At 44.4% G+C, this 17659-nt stretch carries 12 protein-coding genes; 2 read left to right on the plus strand and 10 right to left on the minus strand.

Annotated elements, in window-relative coordinates; translation table 11 throughout:
- Position 1: 1 nt before the first annotated feature.
- The 5 genes from rhaM to C7460_RS00135 all read right to left on the minus strand — a co-directional run bounded on the left by rhaM (position 2) and on the right by C7460_RS00135 (position 6545).
- Positions 2-328 (minus strand): L-rhamnose mutarotase, encoded by a 327-nt coding sequence (gene rhaM / locus C7460_RS00115; RefSeq protein ID WP_317127678.1) that lies wholly within the window; start codon positions 326-328, stop codon positions 2-4.
- A gap of 2 nt (positions 329-330) precedes the next feature.
- Positions 331-1392 carry a rhamnogalacturonan acetylesterase gene (locus C7460_RS00120; protein WP_245986095.1) on the minus strand — a complete coding sequence of 354 codons (1062 nt, stop codon included), beginning with the start codon at positions 1390-1392 and terminating at the stop codon, positions 331-333.
- Between the two features lie 210 nt (positions 1393-1602).
- Complete coding sequence (locus C7460_RS00125) at positions 1603-4095, minus strand: glycoside hydrolase family 2 TIM barrel-domain containing protein (RefSeq protein ID WP_115866033.1); 2493 nt, start codon at positions 4093-4095, stop codon at positions 1603-1605.
- Positions 4092-5225 (minus strand): glycoside hydrolase family 88/105 protein, encoded by a 1134-nt coding sequence (locus C7460_RS00130; RefSeq protein ID WP_115866498.1) that lies wholly within the window; start codon positions 5223-5225, stop codon positions 4092-4094. The genes C7460_RS00125 and C7460_RS00130 overlap by 4 nt, the downstream gene beginning before the upstream one ends.
- Before the next feature lie 357 nt (positions 5226-5582).
- Positions 5583-6545, minus strand: coding sequence for a FlgD immunoglobulin-like domain containing protein (locus tag C7460_RS00135; RefSeq protein ID WP_115866034.1), 963 nt, complete (start codon positions 6543-6545; stop codon positions 5583-5585).
- Between the two features lie 257 nt (positions 6546-6802).
- Here C7460_RS00135 and C7460_RS00140 point away from each other — a divergent pair, with 257 nt between their 5' ends.
- Positions 6803-7573, plus strand: a complete 771-nt coding sequence (locus C7460_RS00140; RefSeq protein WP_115866035.1) for a rhamnogalacturonan acetylesterase — start codon at positions 6803-6805, stop codon at positions 7571-7573.
- Between the two features lie 37 nt (positions 7574-7610).
- Here the strand turns inward: C7460_RS00140 and C7460_RS00145 are convergent, their stop codons facing one another.
- Positions 7611-9551, minus strand: coding sequence for an SGNH/GDSL hydrolase family protein (locus C7460_RS00145; RefSeq protein ID WP_115866036.1), 1941 nt, complete (start codon positions 9549-9551; stop codon positions 7611-7613).
- A 372-nt stretch (positions 9552-9923) separates the two neighbouring features.
- On the opposite strand from C7460_RS00145, the gene C7460_RS00150 reads away from it, so the two are divergent.
- Positions 9924-12269, plus strand: coding sequence for a glycosyl hydrolase 115 family protein (locus C7460_RS00150; protein ID WP_170147834.1), 2346 nt, complete (start codon positions 9924-9926; stop codon positions 12267-12269).
- 136 nt (positions 12270-12405) lie between these two features.
- Here the strand turns inward: C7460_RS00150 and C7460_RS00155 are convergent, their stop codons facing one another.
- From C7460_RS00155 to C7460_RS00170, 4 genes are all read right to left on the minus strand, one after another.
- Positions 12406-12588: a PID-CTERM protein-sorting domain-containing protein gene (locus C7460_RS00155; protein ID WP_115866038.1), complete on the minus strand. Its 183-nt coding sequence runs from the start codon at positions 12586-12588 to the stop codon at positions 12406-12408.
- A gap of 144 nt (positions 12589-12732) precedes the next feature.
- Positions 12733-15552, minus strand: a complete 2820-nt coding sequence (locus C7460_RS00160) for a hypothetical protein (RefSeq protein WP_147302804.1) — start codon at positions 15550-15552, stop codon at positions 12733-12735.
- 228 nt (positions 15553-15780) lie between these two features.
- Positions 15781-16551 carry a rhamnogalacturonan acetylesterase gene (locus C7460_RS00165; RefSeq protein WP_115866040.1) on the minus strand — a complete coding sequence of 257 codons (771 nt, stop codon included), beginning with the start codon at positions 16549-16551 and terminating at the stop codon, positions 15781-15783.
- 5 nt (positions 16552-16556) lie between these two features.
- The gene (locus C7460_RS00170; RefSeq protein WP_115866041.1) at positions 16557-17528 is read right to left on the minus strand and encodes a polysaccharide deacetylase family protein; all 972 of its coding nucleotides are present in this window, start codon (positions 17526-17528) and stop codon (positions 16557-16559) included.
- Between the last annotated feature and the right edge of the window lie 131 nt (positions 17529-17659).

The following is a 17659-nucleotide window of genomic DNA, read 5'->3' on the forward strand; positions in this document are numbered from 1 at the left end:
ATCATTTCATGTAAAAAATTTCATCCAGGGGAACAGACTTTGGCGATAAATCGGAGTTTACTTCCATGATATCTGCCATGTATTGCCACCACTTCTGCACAATTTGATGCTCCGCTAAATCCTGACTTCCGTTGCCTGCTGCCACCTTTTGAAATGCAAATAAGGTGTCCGTTTCCGCATCAAAGAATATGGAGTATTCAGAAATTCCTGCATCACTTAAAAGCTTCTTCAGCTCAGGCCAAATATTTTCGTGTCTTTGACGATATGCTTCTTTGGCCCCAGTCTTCAATTTCATTTTAAATGCAAGTCGCTCCATTGGAAAAATCATGATTAATTGCCATCTGGTTTTATTACCGATCCCGTGGATGTCACTGGCCATTTCCAACTCAGGTAATCGTCGGGTTGTAGCGGGCTATAGGATTCTTCAATAGCTAGGTGAGTTTTTAAAGGCGAGTCACTCGCCGAAATCGCTTGCACTACGCATTTTGCGAGCTGAAAAGCCCCATAAGTGCTAAAATGCGTATTATCCGCCAGCGCTTTGTCCTGCCAGGGAAAGGTCCCTTTCTCATAATGTACGAAAGCCTTTTTGGATCCCTCTACACCGAGTGTTTCATAAAGCTGACGGCTCATTTCGTTTAAGTCTATGAGCAGAATTCCTTCGCGACTGGCCAGCTCTCTCATAGCGGCCGGGTATTCTTCAAGCGTATTGATGATCTTCCCTTCCGAGTCAAATTTTCTACGATTTGTGGAAGTGATCAGGACGGGAGTGGCCTGGGAGTCCCTGGCCAAACGTACAAATTTCATCAGTTCTTCCTGATAAGTGGTAAATGGCTCTACATGCGTCCAGCCCGGCTTTTGATCGTTGTGGGCAAACTCCATGCATAAGAAGTCTCCAGGTTTGATTAGAGATTCTATTTTTCGCAGCCTTTTAGCTGCAATAAATGAGCGTAGTGTTTCACCAGATTCCGCAAAATTAGCTACCACGATATCTGATTTTAAAAAGAGAGGAAGCATTTGCCCCCAGGAAGCCCAGGGTTCACGCTCTTGATCCACCACAGTGGAATTTCCTGCCAAAAAAATGGTTGGTAAAGTAGTTGCTCGTTCTATAGTAATAGCTCGAATATTTGGACAGCCCCCAGCGAATTCAAGTGTCAAATATTCGTCCCAGTTAAGGTAATCGAGCTCGCGCTCCTTCAGGCTTATTTGTTCCTCAGAATTAATGACAGGAGTCCTAACATTCACCGCAAATGTCAAAGTATCGCTATCAGACCGGAGTGTAGTATGGTCATAGACCATAAGACGCCTTGATTCCGCTTTTACAGTAAGATTTGAGCCACTACCTGTAACTATATTCACCAAATAGTTACCCTCCGGCACCTTGGTCCAAAGCACGAATGAACTTTGTGTTTGACACTGACTGGAAAAGGAAAAGTCCCCGGAAAAGGAAAAGTCCCAACCTTTAGCTATCCCGGTTGAGGAAGCAGTTACCTTTTCACCTTGAAGATTAATCAATAAGGCGTCCTTCACTTGGTCCAAATCAGCTTGGCCGGTTGGCTGAAACAACATTATTAACAACAATATCAAATGAATCTGCATGCGTAATTAATTTAAGTTTGCTGAATATGAATCAAGTTTTTCCCCTTCAATCACGTTCAGTTCCACAGTCTCAGACTTCAGGCCATTGCTCGCTGCCTTCACTTTGATTTTACCTGTATCACGGGTTGCTCTTACAACGAGCAACGCCTTACCCTGAAAAGTTTTCCTTGAATTACCTTGAAATGGCTCATTACTAATCACGTTTGCATTACTCACTCCGGCGTTTACCCCACAACCGGAAACCTCAAAATTGATGGTATACTCAGCATCGGGTACCAGGCGCCCTTGCTTGTCCACCACAGAAACAGTGAGATATGATAAATCAAGGCCATTTGCCTGCAACTTCTGCCGATCTGGCTCCAATTTCAAGGCGTAGGGCTGTCCTGCAGTCTCTAATTCATATGTAGCCACTACTTTCCCATCAATTCTAGCTTTTGCTTCTATCTTTCCTTCAGAGTAAGGCACAACCCATTCTAGTTTTTTATGCAATTCCGGCCCCGTGTTGATGGGGTTTTCTGGGTCATATTGCTCAGCAGTGTATGCTTTTACGTCCTTGGTGAAATACGCTTCAGGCACTTTTTTGATTCCTATTGATTTACCATTTATCAAAAGCTCTATTTCCTGAGCATTACTAAAAGTCATCAATCGGATAGAGTCTCGCCCCTCCCAGTTCCAGTGTGAAAACATCGGCTGAAAACGGAGATTAACTTCATTCCAATATTGCATGGTCTCCTCACCAGGATCATAAGCAGCTATGTAAACCATCGGCTCATCGCTGTACAAACTTTGGATATAATAGCTGAAGGGCTTCCAGTGATCATTCCAATCAATGATTCCGTTAGGCCAGCCTTTAGCAGGCCATCCAAACGACTCCCCTATGTAGTCTGTACCTCCCCAGTAAAACATTCCTACCCCATAGTCATGATTAAAATTGAACCATTCATTGCCTAGATTTCCTACCTGGGCCTCACTAAGAATAAAGGTGAGCTGTGGGTAATTGGAGTGATCTACTGGCCAAAACTCTTCTCGATAATTGGTACTGACCACATCCATGTAAAATTCCATTTCAGGAGGTCCTGCATAATAATAATCTTCCGTTCGATACGCTCCGCTTTTTCTGGATGGATGTAATCCGCAGGTCACGGATCGGCTTGGATCAAGTTTGTGCACAAAGTCAGCCATCTCCTTCATCATGTCCACGCCGAAATTTTCCTTTGGGCTTTTTTGCTGGTGCGTTTCATTACCCACACTCCAAATAAATACTGATGGGTGATTTCGATCCCTTCGAATGAAGGCCGCTAAACTCGAACGCCAGTGATCTTTAAACTCACGCTCAGGACCAAAAAACTGGGGTGCCCACTTATCAAACGCTTCGTCATAGACCAGCATACCGTTACGATCGCACCAGTCCAGGATATACTTGTCATGGGGATTGTGTGACAATCGAATGGCATTGCATCCAAGTGCTTTGAGTCCTTCCAATCTCCGCTCAAACCCTCGCTCAAATGCCGCCGCGCCTAATGGTCCCAGGTCATGATGGATATTCACCCCTTTGACCAGTACTTTCTTGCTGTTCAGTAAAAAGCCCTTATTGGGGTCAAACTCAAGCGAACGCACACCTAAGGCAGTAGTCAATTCATCTACTTTTTTATCCTCCACATAAATACTCGTGACGACCTGATACAGGTAGGGGTTTTCCAGCGACCAACGAATTGGATTTTCGATTTCCAGGTTTTGTCTGTAAGTATAAAGCTCACCTGACAACAGCGGAGCCACACTTCTGGTAGAGGTCACAAGTTTGCCTGCCGCATCATAAATGGCAGTTTTTAGCGTCACATGTTCTTCCTTAGTCTTGGCATGCTGTAGTTCCAGAAGCAAAGACACCTTGGCCAGCTCATCTGTAAGGAAAGGTGTAGTTAGCGCTATTCCGTCTTTTAAAATATACGTTGGATTGCGTTCCTTGAGCCACACATCGCGATAAATCCCTTCCCCATTGTACCATCTGGAACTCTCTTCGTAGGTATTGTCATAAAATACGGCAATCTGATTTTCCCCCTCGTGTACTAAGTCAGTTATGTCTGCCTCAAACTCCTCATATCCGTTCGGCTGGCGAGCAACCAGTCGCTCATTAAAATAAACCCTGGCATCCCTGTAAACTCCCTCAAACTCCAAAAAGTATCTTTTTTCTTGAGCAATATGCTCAAGCCGAAGGCTTTTTCGATACCACCCCTTCAATCTTGGCCTGAATCCATTTTTACGATCACTTCCAAGCGAATCCTGCAAGAAGGGCCCGTAAATCGAAGCATCATGTGGAAGCTGTACCTCTTGCCAATTGCTATCGTCAAAATCTTTCAGGTAGGCATTATCAATATCCTTTTGAATAAACTTCCAATCAAAATTGATCAGCACATCCCGACGAACCTGACCAGCTAACTGATGGCCAATCATGGTAATGAATACCATCATAGAAGCAATGCGAAATATCCTTTTAATTTTCATTGTTCGTCAAGCAGTTTATAGATTTCACTTCCGGCCAGTAGAAAACAACCTAACCCATAGTCTTCAAAATCCGGCTCTTTGAGCTGGGTAACGGGCTGACCAGCAGAAGGGTCTTTACCCGTACTCTGTACATATCCTAAAAATCCATTGGGTTGCAAGGATTCTTCCAAAAGAGCATTCCAGGCCCTGGCCATTGGTTCGTAGTAAGTCGTCGAATCAATAAGGTTTTGATTAAGCCCCCATGCCATGCCGTATACGAACAAGGCTGTACCTGTAGCCTCAGGACCTCCATAATTTTCAGGGTCATGTAAGCTTGCATTCCAAAAACCATCTGTACGTTGTACTTTGATCAATGCGTCGAGCATTGCTATTAAATCCTCCTCGTATTCCTGACGGTGAGGTTCATTTACTGGGATGTCGTTAAGTACTCTGACGAGAGCTGCTACTACCCAGCCATTCCCCCTGGACCAATAACAATCCTCTCCATTGGGCTCTGTATATGGCGGCACATAATCGGCATCTCGCCACCACAGCCCATCTACTTCATTGTACAACCCACCACCTTCATCGTATTTGGAATAGGCGTAGAGCTCATACATTTTTTCAAAATATGTGGAATCACCTTTGATTCTACCCAGTTTAGAAAATACCGGCATTGCCATCTGAATGGCATCTATCCAGTCCCAGTCATCTACTTTATCTGAAGCTACCATCAGATCTATGGAAGCCCGGGTACTATCTATTTGAGCACTCGGATGTCCTAGCTCGTATAGGTCCAGGTAAGTCTGGCCAGCACAGTGACTGTCTGCATTACGCGTGGTAATGCCATATCGAAAACTCCAATCGTGCGCCTCTGCCCATGACACTGCATAGTCAATATATTTTTCTTTCGGATAGATGCTGTGTAGCGCCATTAACCCTTCGTAGTACACACCCCGCGTCCATATATGGCTGGGCCAGGTTTTACGTCCTACAATTGGTATTGACGGATCCGGCCACTTCTCCATAAAATAGTCATTGGCCAACTGCATGGACTGTAGTACTTGTTCCCTGGAGTAGGCGATTTCCTCAGATTGAGGAGCACATGAAAATACAAGCTGTAGCCAAACAAGCGACAAACAGCAATTCATAGCTAGATACCTTTGATTCATTATAATGATTGTTATCCCTGTTAAAAAAATGATGGATGTTTACCCCAATGCAAGTGTATGCTGAATTAGACTTCAGCATGCTTCATGTATTCGTTTATAAGGTGTGGCATTTTCGTATTTCAAGCGATAAAATGCCTTTTAAGCAGTTTTTTTACGATATCCAGCAACTTCAGAATCGTTCACCTTGTGTACGGCAACACCATAAACAGAAGAGGCCGCCCCTGATGTGGTGACGACCTCCAATTCTCTGTATCTAAACTTAAACCGACTTACTGCCAAGTGCCCCGAACGAAAGATTTCTCATCCCACATCCCTTGCACGTTGACGGTCTCTTTGTTAGCGGGAAATAGCCACTCTTCTAAACTCCCGTACACCTCCTTTTTCTAACTGAATGATGTACGCTCCATTAGGAAGTGATGCTCCGTAATTGTTGCTACCATCCCAGGTGATTTCATGTCTACCCTTAGTCATTTTATCATTGAGCAAATGCTTTACCGCCTGACCTGACATATTGTAAACCACCACGTTTACGGGTGACGCATAATCAAGCTCAAAAGAGATTGTTGCAGCGCTTGCCAAAGGATTAGGATACACCCCGAAGGCTGTGCCGCGCGTTTGAGCATTAAGTGGCACAGGCTCTATGTACAACGTTTCAGCTCCACCTTGAAGGTTGGTACTGTCGTAAGGAATGTAATCTTCATGGTTGGTGATGATGATTTTGTCAATTTTAGCGTTTGGCTCTCTCATGTAGATCTGAAAAGTGTCAATTCCTACCTCCGCAACATCAAATCGAGCAAAAGAATTGTCATTTACTCTGCGCGTCCAAATCCACACATCGGTTTCCTTTGCTACGCCGCGGTAGCCCATATACTCCATGCCCTGAGAGCGGATGCTATCATTAACACCAATATGCCAGGAATCATCAGAGGAATGATCTGCAGAGCTCGCTAAAACCCAAACATAGTGGGTTCCTGTTTGATTAAATTTAATGGAATACCCCATCTTTGGTGAATTCGCCATCGCAGCTTCCGCATTTCCTTGACCTGCAACATCACTTGGAGCCGCCATATAGAAATCCCCAGAAAATCCGGCAAGTGTATTATCTTCTAAAAAGCCGAATCCTTCAGCTCCCGCTACATTAAGATCCGGATCATAGCTTTCAGCTTCCATGATCGTCACCCAAATGCTGTCATTTACCTGGGTTTCTTCAAACTTCTGTGCACTCACTGTTGTAGTTCCTACAACGAAAATTGCTAATAGTACCTTCTTCATTTTCTTCATCAGTATGGTTGTTTTCATAAATTAATATTTCACTTAAACTAACATTCGGTCCATCACATTACCATAGTTTGTCTCAAGACCTGGGCTAAGGTATAGAAAGCATATTGTAGCGATAATTTGCATATTCGTAAATGAAGGGCGGTAAATTCATAATCTAACAGAAAAGGCCCTCAAGATTCAATTTTGGAAGAACCTATCCCATTAATTTAACGATCAAAAGCATTCTTGACAATTAATACACTGCTTTCAAGCGAAGCAGTCAAACAACAGAAATTATGACAAATCGCATTATTTTAAGTGTAGTCAGCCTTTGGATCATCACTAGTTTCATTCCCATCCAGGATAAACCAACCTTATATCTAATAGGTGACTCCACGGTGAAAAACGGAAGTGGACAAGGAGCTGATAAACTTTGGGGATGGGGTTCCATTCTTGCTGATTATCTGGATACTTCTCAGGTAAGGGTTGTCAACAAAGCCATAGGCGGTAGAAGCTCAAGAACCTTTATCACAGAAGGCCGATGGAAATCTGTACATGACAATTTACAACCTGGCGATATAGTATTGATTCAGTTTGGCCATAATGATGGTGGTGCTATCAACGATGATTTTAGAGCCAGAGGTACGATCAAAGGAAACGGAGAAGAATTCATGGAAATTGACAATCTACTGACCAAACGAAGAGAGGTTGTAAAATCATATGGATGGTACCTACGGAAATACATTGCTGATACCAAAGCCAAAGGCGCAACACCCATCGTATGCTCTCTTGTTGCACGAAATCAGTGGGATGGCAATAAAGTAAAGCGATCAGACTATGCCAAATGGGCAGAGGAAGCCGCAAAACAAGAAGGTGCTTACTTTATAAACCTGCATGAACTGGTTGCAGAAAAGTATGAAAAACTGGGGCAAGGTTATGTTACAGATAGTCTTTTTTTAGAAGATCACACACATACCAATAGGAAAGGCGCTACTATTAACGCCCAGATAGTAGCCTTAGCACTATCCCTCCTCCAAGATGAGTCTATTCCTTCCCTGGTAAAATAATGCAATGTTGGAGCCTCTTCTGAATAGAGGCTCCTCATTACTGTTTGACGATTAAATAGCTATATACACGTGTCGCTGTTGTCACTTTGATGAGGTAACTGCCGACCGGAAGTTCATTCCCGATGACACACCTGTCGCGACATGTTCCAGAGTATACTGCTACACCTGACATAGTTAAAACCTGATAGCTCAGTTTACCAGAAGTCTGGATAGTTAAACTGTTTCGAAACGGATTTGGAAAAAGCGCCGGCGCGGAATTATTGGCTGCTTGCAAAACCAAACCCGCCTCAAATTCATCCAGATCCAGGGAACAACTGGTAGCCATGAGCTCACTCTCACGATACGTCATCAGCATATCCACAGCTAATAAATTTTTCAAATTTGGAAAGACTATTGAAATTGTGTTTTTCCCCTTTTGAATATCCAGATTAAAATAAACTATGGCCCACTCCTGTGTAGAAGCTAAATTTATCCCAGACACCTGGAGAGCACCATTTACATAGACGTCAGCCAACTGACTGTCCATATCTCCTTTGAATTTTAACCCAAAGGAAGTGTTGCCACCAGTCGAAGAGTGGACCGGATAGTGAATAAGCCCTGTTTTTCCCGCAAGAAATATTGTAAACTGATTTTCAACTCCATATTCCATTTGCTGGTCCACTATTCCTGAAGCTTCACAGGCATTTTCAGATTCCACACGATTGGCACAAGGAGGGGCCAATAGTGTGTCTGTGAGGCAATTAAAGCAGTTATCAAACAAGCTACTTCCAGACTCAACTCCCATACAATCGGCAACAATGGCGCTATACGCTTGATCGTATCCTTCCATGGTAAATGTTTCTATTTTTTGTCCTTCCGACACAGTGGTCCCTGCTCCGTCTTCCCAACGCATAAACGTATAGCCGATATCAGAATTTAGGATAGCTCTTCTGGTGACTCTTGCTCCTTTAGGTGCCTCAAAGGAAGGGATCACGTACCCCAGGTGTGTCGGGGTTAGTGAAAATTCAATCTGGTAGGTAGGCATCAAAGCTTCTTTTAGGTAATTAATCTCCTCAAAACCTACAAGATCAGCCACCCCATCACTCACCAACCTAGCCATGGCCAATGCACCCATTTCCTGAAAATGTGTTCCATCGTTTAGCCCTTTGGGATAGTTGCTATAAACTCCTGCTGGAAACTTCATGAATAAATAATCAGCAGCAAGCTGCTCCCCAACTGAGCGCACATATTCGTAAGATCTCAAATTGAGGTCAATAAATGGTGCCTGCAGTTTATTGGCTACCTCCAGCATAGCTCCCCGGTAGTCATTCCGCCCTTCTCTAAAGCGATTATACAAAGTATCAGGCTGAAAAGAGTGCATTACCATTGGGCTTACCAATACGGGGGTAGCACCCAGAGCTCTCGTCTCTTTTACATATATTTCTAAATAGTTTTTATACTGCGCGGTGTCTGTATGTCGGTCCGGGTTGGAAGACCTGTCATTATGCCCGAACTGAATGAAGACAAAATCACCAACATTCAATTCATTCTTTACAGACTCCCATCGGCCTTGTTCGTGAAAAGTCCTGGAACTTCTTCCGCCTATTGCCCGATTACTGATCGCCACTTTTTCAGCATCAAAAAAATGACCAAGCACCTGCCCCCATCCTGTCATAGGGTAGGATGAGGAAGGATAATTTTGAACGGTAGAATCACCGATTAAATAGATACGTCTTACACCTTCCTTGGTCCGTACTACGGCGACTGTGCTCCTTCTGGTACTTCCCGACTTGTCACGATAAGTTACCAAATAGGTACCATTCTTCTCAACTTCCAACTGTTGTCCTTCCTCACCGGAAAGGACTCCTCCGTCTAGAAACCAGACATAATCACTTCCTTCAGGAGCTCTCAAATGATTGCCCTTTATGGCAATAGCACCTGACGCAAAGGATTGAAACAAAAAAAAGCAAACCACAGCAACGACGGACCAATATTTCATGACATAGCAATTTTTGATATTCTATATTCTCAAGGCAAGATCCCGAATACATGCCTGATTCATGGTCACATTCTCGTATCAGAGGTTGGTAAAATTCATTATATCAAAATCTTTTACAATCTTTTTAAAAATGACGCATGCTGCAATGCCTCACTCCATTTACAAATACGATAATACCTACATGATAAATGGATAGACACACCCCATTGAGGAGAATAAATGAAATTTTTACAACAGATAAATTCTTCAATTCCACCATCCATGAGAAAATTTCATCACTGTAAACCCCAGACTTTCATAACGCTTTTGGTTGTTTTAGCATCTGTATCTTCTGTTTGTAGTCAAATACAGCCTAACACGACCAGTAAACGCTTGCTTCCCCAAGAGGAAGGGTACTTCGTGTACCTGTCACCGGATTCAGATTCACTCATCTGGTGGGCCGCAGAAGACCTTGCACAAGATATTGCTGCCATTACCAACACCGCTGCTCAAGTAGCTGTTGCGGAGGCTTTACTGGCAGACCTCCCTGGCATTTACGTTGGCAACTTCTCAGACAGTGACATTACGACTAAATCCTGCTGGGAGTGTTTTGAAATCGACTATGTAAAAGGATCACTCATCGTGACAGGTGGAGACGTGCGAGGCACGGTCTATGGTATTTTTGATCTTGCCGAACAACTTGGAATCTCTCCGTGGAAATGGTGGGCTGATGTGCCGCTACCCAAAAGCGCTACCCTGGACTTTCAGATTCCGGTCGACGGATATCGTGAGCAACCAGCTGTTCAATACCGCGGCATTTTCCTCAATGACGAGGACTGGGGCTTACAACCATGGGCCGCCAAAACGCTCGAAACAGAGGTGGGAGATATTGGTCCCAAGACCTACGAAAAAATCTTTCAACTGCTCCTCCGACTCAAAGCCAATACCATCTGGCCTGCTATGCATCCATCCACCAAAGCTTTCTACACCATCTCTGGTAATAAGGAAATGGCTGCTCAATATCATATCTATGTGGGCACCTCCCATGCCGAGCCCATGCTCAGAAACAATGTGGATGAATGGTCTAAAAAAGAAATGGGCGAGTACAATTATGCTGCAAATGCGTCTCGAATAGATGCATACTGGCAGGAAAGAATTGAGGAGCTCGACGAGCAGGACAAATTCCTGGTCACCATTGGCATGCGGGGAATCCACGATTCGGGAATGACCGGCGCCAGCACCATCGAAGACAGGGTGTCATTACTCGAAAAGATCATTAACAGCCAACGAAACATCCTCGAGCAATCCTTAGATGCCCCAGCTGATCGTATTCCGCAGATGTTTATCCCCTACAAAGAAGTGTTGTATCTCTTCAACAATGGCCTCCAGGTACCTGAAGATGTCACGCTGGTTTGGCCAGACGATAACTACGGATACATCCGCAGGCTCAGCGATAAGACCGAACAGCTACGCCCGGGTGGCAGTGGAGTCTATTACCACCTCAGCTACTGGGGCCGCCCTCATGACTACTTATGGTTGTCCACCACACAGCCCGGCCTCATCTGGTATGAGATGAAACGTGCATATGCCAATGGTGCGCGCAAAATATGGATAGCCAATGTAGGCGACATCAAACCCGCTGAGTACAACATGGAATTCTTTTTGGACCTGGCATGGGATATAGATGAGGTGAACCCCAAAAATCACTTGACCGCATGGGCAAGTCGTGAATTTGGAACACAACATTCGGAAGAAATCGCCGCTATTATGAGCGAGTATTACCGACTTGCTATGCTCAGAAAACCAGAATACATGGGCTGGAGCCAAACCGAACCCACCACACAAATTAAGCAAACGGCCTTTCTTGATACACCCTATGGTGAGCTCACCCGACGTGTGACGAATTATCAGGCACTTTACGATCGTGTCGAAAAAGTTTCGAAGCTACTCAACAGCAACCAGCAAGCCGCATTTTTTCAATTGGTGGCCTATCCAGTAAAATGTGCTACACGCATCAATCACAAGTTTTTATACAATCAGCAGGCATTAATGGCTGATACTCATGAAAAGAAGTTGGAATTTGACCGCCTTGCCCTCGAGGCATATCAAGAAATCGTACGATTAACAAATCAATACAATCGGGAAGTTAATGATGGGAAATGGAATCATATGATGGACCTGTCTCCGAGAAACCTACCCGTTTATCAGGCACCTCCTTTTGAATACTCCATTTCTCAAGTACCATCAGCAAAACCTGAAACTACTCCCCTATTCCTGAAGGGCTCTGATTATGCCAAAGCCAAAGGGCAGCAAGGATTCGAATGGCAGTCGATTGAGGGACTGGGCTATACTTGCTCGGCGGTTACTCTGGCCCCGTTTGTCAACGAGCATTTTGAATCCTTACCAGAGCTTACATACGAGCTAGAGATAGATCAGCCTGGCGAATATCATCTTGAAGTAAGGTGCCTGCCTACACATGCAAATGATGGTAATCATCAACTGAGTATCAGTGTAAATGGCGCTGCTCTCACTACTCACAACCTTAACACCAAAGGTAGAAGTGAGGCGTGGAAGCAAAATGTGTTAAGAAATTACCAGGCGATACAAGTGAAAGTCAAACTCAACAAAGGTATGAATAAGCTCACGCTAAGCGTCAATCAGACCGGTATAGTCATCGATCAACTGGCCGTGATACCCGTGTCAATGCCATTACCCTATGAAATTCCGGTAAAAAAATAAGCCGTCGGGAACGGCTAAATTGAGCGATAAATTGTAACTATTGGAATCGTAATATTTTTTTTCGAAAGGAAAAAAAAGCGTGAGCCTCAATCGGTACATGAGAATACCAATTGAGGCCTCACGCTCACACAACTAATCAACTTTCATTCTTTCTCATATCGTTGAGCTTTTTTAATCCATAGGCACCTCCAGCTGCTAGTAGCACTGAAAGCCCTCCATCAATCGGAGTAGCAGGTGGTGCTGGTGGGGATTGAGCAAACAGAATACACGTGGAAAACAAACCAGTTAGCGTAAAGAGTATTTTATAAATTGATTTCATGACATTTTATTTTTTGAGTCAATCCCCCTTACGAAAGCACTTCTGGATTTAAAGAAGACAACAGAAGCACTCTTTATGAGAGACTGACAGAGTTATTATTTGATCAATGCCCTGCCCCTCTTTTGGAGCGGCAGGACAGTATCTTTATTGCAAGACAAATTTGATGGACTCATTATTTACTCTGAGGATATACACCTGACGTGTATTAAGCTTCGGAGCAATTACAGCCTGATTGCCAGTAAACGACACTTGCTTATCAAATACTGATCGACCATCCAAAGCATAGATACTTACACGCTCAGTCTGATCAGAAGTGTAGTTGATAGTAAGTGATGAGCGCTCACCAAATACTTTCAGCTTACTGTTTAGCTTGTCAACAGATAAGATTTTTGTTGGAGCCGCCACAAGGGTAAACCTATTTGCACTGTAATCACCATCTACAGTAAACGTAATGCTAGATTGCGCTCCCAGCTCATGAGTGACACCCGTCACCTTGTCAAGCAACGTCACCGCTATATCATCAAAACCTTGAAACTGCTCCACGGCAAGGGTATATTCTCCTCCTACTTTTAGGTCCACTCCAAGATCCACTTCTATGGCCTCATTGATGGCAGGCAGCCCCTGGGTAGCCATTTTAGTGTCAGCCATTAAGCTATAGAAGGCCATGTATTCATTTCCTTGAAGGAAGGTCGCATCAAGTGCGTAATCACGACCGAAAGTCGCATCAGTCACAAAGCCAATAGCAGTTTCATTTCGCAATTCATTACCAGAAACAGATAGTTTCAACAATTGACGAATATCTGAGGCCTTGCGGTAATAATTGGCATCTGAATTGGCTCCCGCGGTGCTCGTCTGCATGGCTGGCGTAAACAATACATCACCGGCCGCAGATGCTTCCACGAAAAACCCTTGAAGCGAGCCTACATTCACACCTGTGTTGAGATCATTGGCCACCACATAGTTGCCAGATCGTTCTCCTCCTGTGTTGGCACCTCCATCATTCCATAGGTATATAGATCCGGTGGTGTTCGTGGCATTTGTGCTTTCTGCAATAAAATCATCAGCAGAAATAGCTGCTGCATAGGGATTAGCTACGATATTGAATCCATCTCCTGAGTTCGTGATGCTCGTGCTAACATTTCCAGACACCAGGGCACCGCTCAAACTCACCTCCGGACCTACAGCATCGTATCCCAGAAAATATCCTTTACCAGATGCCATAGCACCACTGCTCATAGCTACCCATTGGCTGGTAGCCTCATCGTAATCATACAGGTAATCAGCAGCCAGAGCAGACAAATCAGCTCCACTCACGGGTGCTCCTACGATACTATAGCCAGCACTACCTGTTGTATTTCTCTTGATTGTCGCATTTCCGGTAGCACTTCCTAGTAACGCCAGGGATGCTCCAGACGCTATGGTCACCTCATTGATGCTTACATCACCTGATGCCACTACATCGGCATTTGCAGGGATAGTCACCGCATCAAATTCACCCGGAACATAGCCATCCGACCAGTTGCTCGCTGTTGCCCATTCGTTAGAAGTTGAACCTGACCAGGCGGTAGGATCATACGTAGCATCGGTGGTAAGAATAATCTGATCCAATAACCCATTTGGATCACGGGTATAAATATTGAAGGTTTTCATTCCGGCAGCTGACACTGAAAAACTTCCGAAGTTATACCATACCCATTTTGCATAGCCTCCAGGAAAAGGATATTGATTATAGGTAATTGCAGTTTCACCATCCAGTCCAAAATGAAAAGAATCACTACTCGCATTTGGAAAATAGACTCTCACCCACAAATGATGCTCACCAGTTTTAACAAAATTCACAGCATACTGAACGAACGGGGCCGTTGTAGGATCTCCGTATCCACTACTTGCAGGGGTCGAGATATATGCATTTCTATGACCTTCTTGTATTGATGCCTCCTCCCAGGTTGCCGACGCACCATTTTGGTTAATGTTATAGTAACTTTCGGCCTGAAAATTTACCAAGCCCGTTGCATCATTGGCTTGTTCATGCTCTAAGCAATCGGGAATATTGTTAGAATTGGTATCGGCATTGTCGTTGCTTCCCGGGCATCTATCCTCATGATCGGGTACTCCGTCACCATCAGCATCCTGCACCTCGGCTTCCACCGTAAGATTAACTGTATACGTAGTAGAAGAAGCATTGCCTTCATAGTCTGTGACCTGAATACTTGTAGAGCCACTTCCACCTGAGACATCAATGCTCCCCCCACCAGTGTAGGTAGCAAGTACGTCAGCTGTTGTGACAACCACATCCACAGAGGTAGTGCCGGCAGGGAGCGTGACATTATAAGTGGTGGTTGCGGCATCAAAAGTGAGTGTCCCAACGCTCAGCGAAATATTGGTCAATGCATCCGAACCAAGATTTGCAGGATCAAAACCAGCATTGGTGAGCACTACTCTGTCCACTGCCGCATTGATTTCTCTTAGTTCGATCACCAGGTTTTCGATTCCTCCAGCTGCAGTCAGTGATCCGTCACCTTTACGCCACTGCCATTGACCGAGCGTGCCACCTCTCAACTGCGTTCCACTGGCAGTACCCAGTCCATAGAAATAAGAATCAGAGCTGCCATCGGGAAAATAAACATACGCCCATATATCATAACTTCCGGCCTCCCCAAAATTGACGCTGTAAGTCATATTGGGTTTGTCATTATCTTGTGTGGACTGATTAGTGGCTCCCGAAGCAATCATGTATCCGGTACCAGAATATCCCGCGAGTGCTGTTGCTTGCTCCCATGTATATCCTACATAAGCTCCTACTCCGGCATTATTTGCCGTAAAGCTTTCCGCCTCGAAAATTACAGCCCCATTAGCATTGGTAGCAAAGTCCTGAGCGCTAATACTACTACTGACCAGCATACATGCTGAGAAGAGCAACCCAGCGTGCAACCAACTCCATCTGAGTAAGTGTTTACATTTCATAAGTCAAATAAGTTAAGTTTAATTGGTAGTTATTTACCTCACCAATTTCCTGCTTCTTCACTGACTTAAGATTTGTCATTTCCGTATAAAGAGGGGGTGAAATCCGTACTATATGCCTCCTGATCAAAAAAACATACGATTTATTGCCTGTTTACCGCTCAATTGGTCCAAATCCCTATCGGAAGTAGTGGAGTTTTGCCCTATCTAGAGCATCACTCGGCACCTCTATCATTCCTGGTTAAGTTCACTTGTGATTAGCTCGTGAGTTATCAGTCGGTTGCAAAAACGCGCCTCTTGCAAATCCAAATAACGAGCGAGTGAACTATTTACCCGTTGCACTTCTCTGGCGAAAAAGTAGGCCACTACCCTGGCCCCTTTTGTGGATAGATGTGTATCATCAGCTTTATGTGCCGTATGAGTATAAATGGCTTTGGAGTTTTCAACTCCAAGCCCAGTGACCAAAGTCCTTGTGATATGCTCCATATCCACAAAAGGCACTTCCAGATTTGCAGCAACCGCTTTCGCAGCAAGGATATAATCTCCATGGGTATCTGTGAGCTTTCCGTCTTTAGTAAAGTGTCTTCTTACGATGGACGAACAAATAATTGGAAATGCACCAGACCGCTCTGATTCTCGAACAAACTTCTCCAAGTTCCTTACAAATTCGCCATAAGGCTCTGTATGTAATTTAGCATCGGGTTTTTGATCATTGTGCCCAAACTGAATGATTACAAAATCTCCCGCCTGGAGGCTATCCACTACGTTTTGCCACCTCCCTTCTTCTATAAAACTTCGGGTACTCCTTCCACTCGCTGCATGATTGTGCACAATTGTGTTTGGGGTGACAAATGCTTTTAAACCTTCTCCCCACCCTGACTCAGGCAATCGGCTGGCTTTCTTTGCAGCCATTGTAGAGTCACCGATCATCCATATATTCACAGGTTTGGTATTTGAGCATGCCATGAGCACTAGCGTCATGACCAAAATGCAATTTTTCATATCTACTAGTTGGTTTTAACAATTCGTATCGGAGGTCCGTGTGGGTCGATATCCACAAGTATCTTATTGTTACCCGGCATAGGTCTCAACAATTTACCACCTTGCGAAATCGTAATGTTTTCGGCAGTCTGTCCTTCTATAACCATGGTAAGCCGAACTCGGAAAAGGGCCGCATCCAGGGTGCAAATGGGGATGATTTTCCAAGCGTATTCACCCATGGGTACAATTTGCAGCTGTGTATTGTCATAGGCTTTTTGATAGGCCGCCAAATCTTTAAAACGTGCCACCCATATCTTATCTTCCAGCGCCTTGACCTGCTCCAAATGATCCCATAAAATAGCGGCTGATGAAAAAGGGTCATGCCCATGAGTAATCCCATGGATCATCGTAACACAAGCTTCACCCTTGCTGATCAGACTTGTCAATTTTTCTTCCAGCACTTGAGCAGATGACCTACGCCCCATCCTATACTGACGAATGCGCACCCCTACCCGTCCTTTTGATACCTGCTGGACCAGTTCAGGATTCATGCTGTTACCGGCAAAACAATAGGTAGTTGGCCAAAAACCTGTTTGGGCAGCTATTTCACGATCATTTCGGTGTACTTCTTCCTGCACTTCTTCTGGACTGCACTCTGTCAGCTTTTTATGCGACCAGCCATGATTGGATATTTCATGACCAGCCTCGGCCATCTCCCTGAGCCCTTTCCAGCTTATGCGTGCTATACCATTGTAGCTCCCATGTTTCTCCGCAACATTGATAGAGTTTCCATTGATCCAAAACGTGGCATAAAACCCTAGTTCCTTGAGCCTGGGGAATACCAGTGTATAGTGCTCAAGTACTCCATCATCAAACGTATAGCTAATTGCACACTGCTTGTCTCCGTAATATTTGGAAAGATAAATGGTTGGCGGCTCATTGGAAGAAGCCAGTGGCACGATCATAAAGGTGAAAAGCCAAAGAAGTAATGCACTCATAGAAAGCAATTTATATGGCTTGGCCGTCAGCAAAAGGCACCAAATTCACCTTATAGGGAGGGTATTTTCATCACACTTACATGAAATGCTCTTAAAAAAACAAAAACCTGATGTAAACTGGCATCAGGTGA

The sequence above is a fragment of the Marinoscillum furvescens DSM 4134 genome (genome assembly GCF_003386095.1).
GTDB lineage: Bacteria > Bacteroidota > Bacteroidia > Cytophagales > Cyclobacteriaceae > Marinoscillum > Marinoscillum furvescens.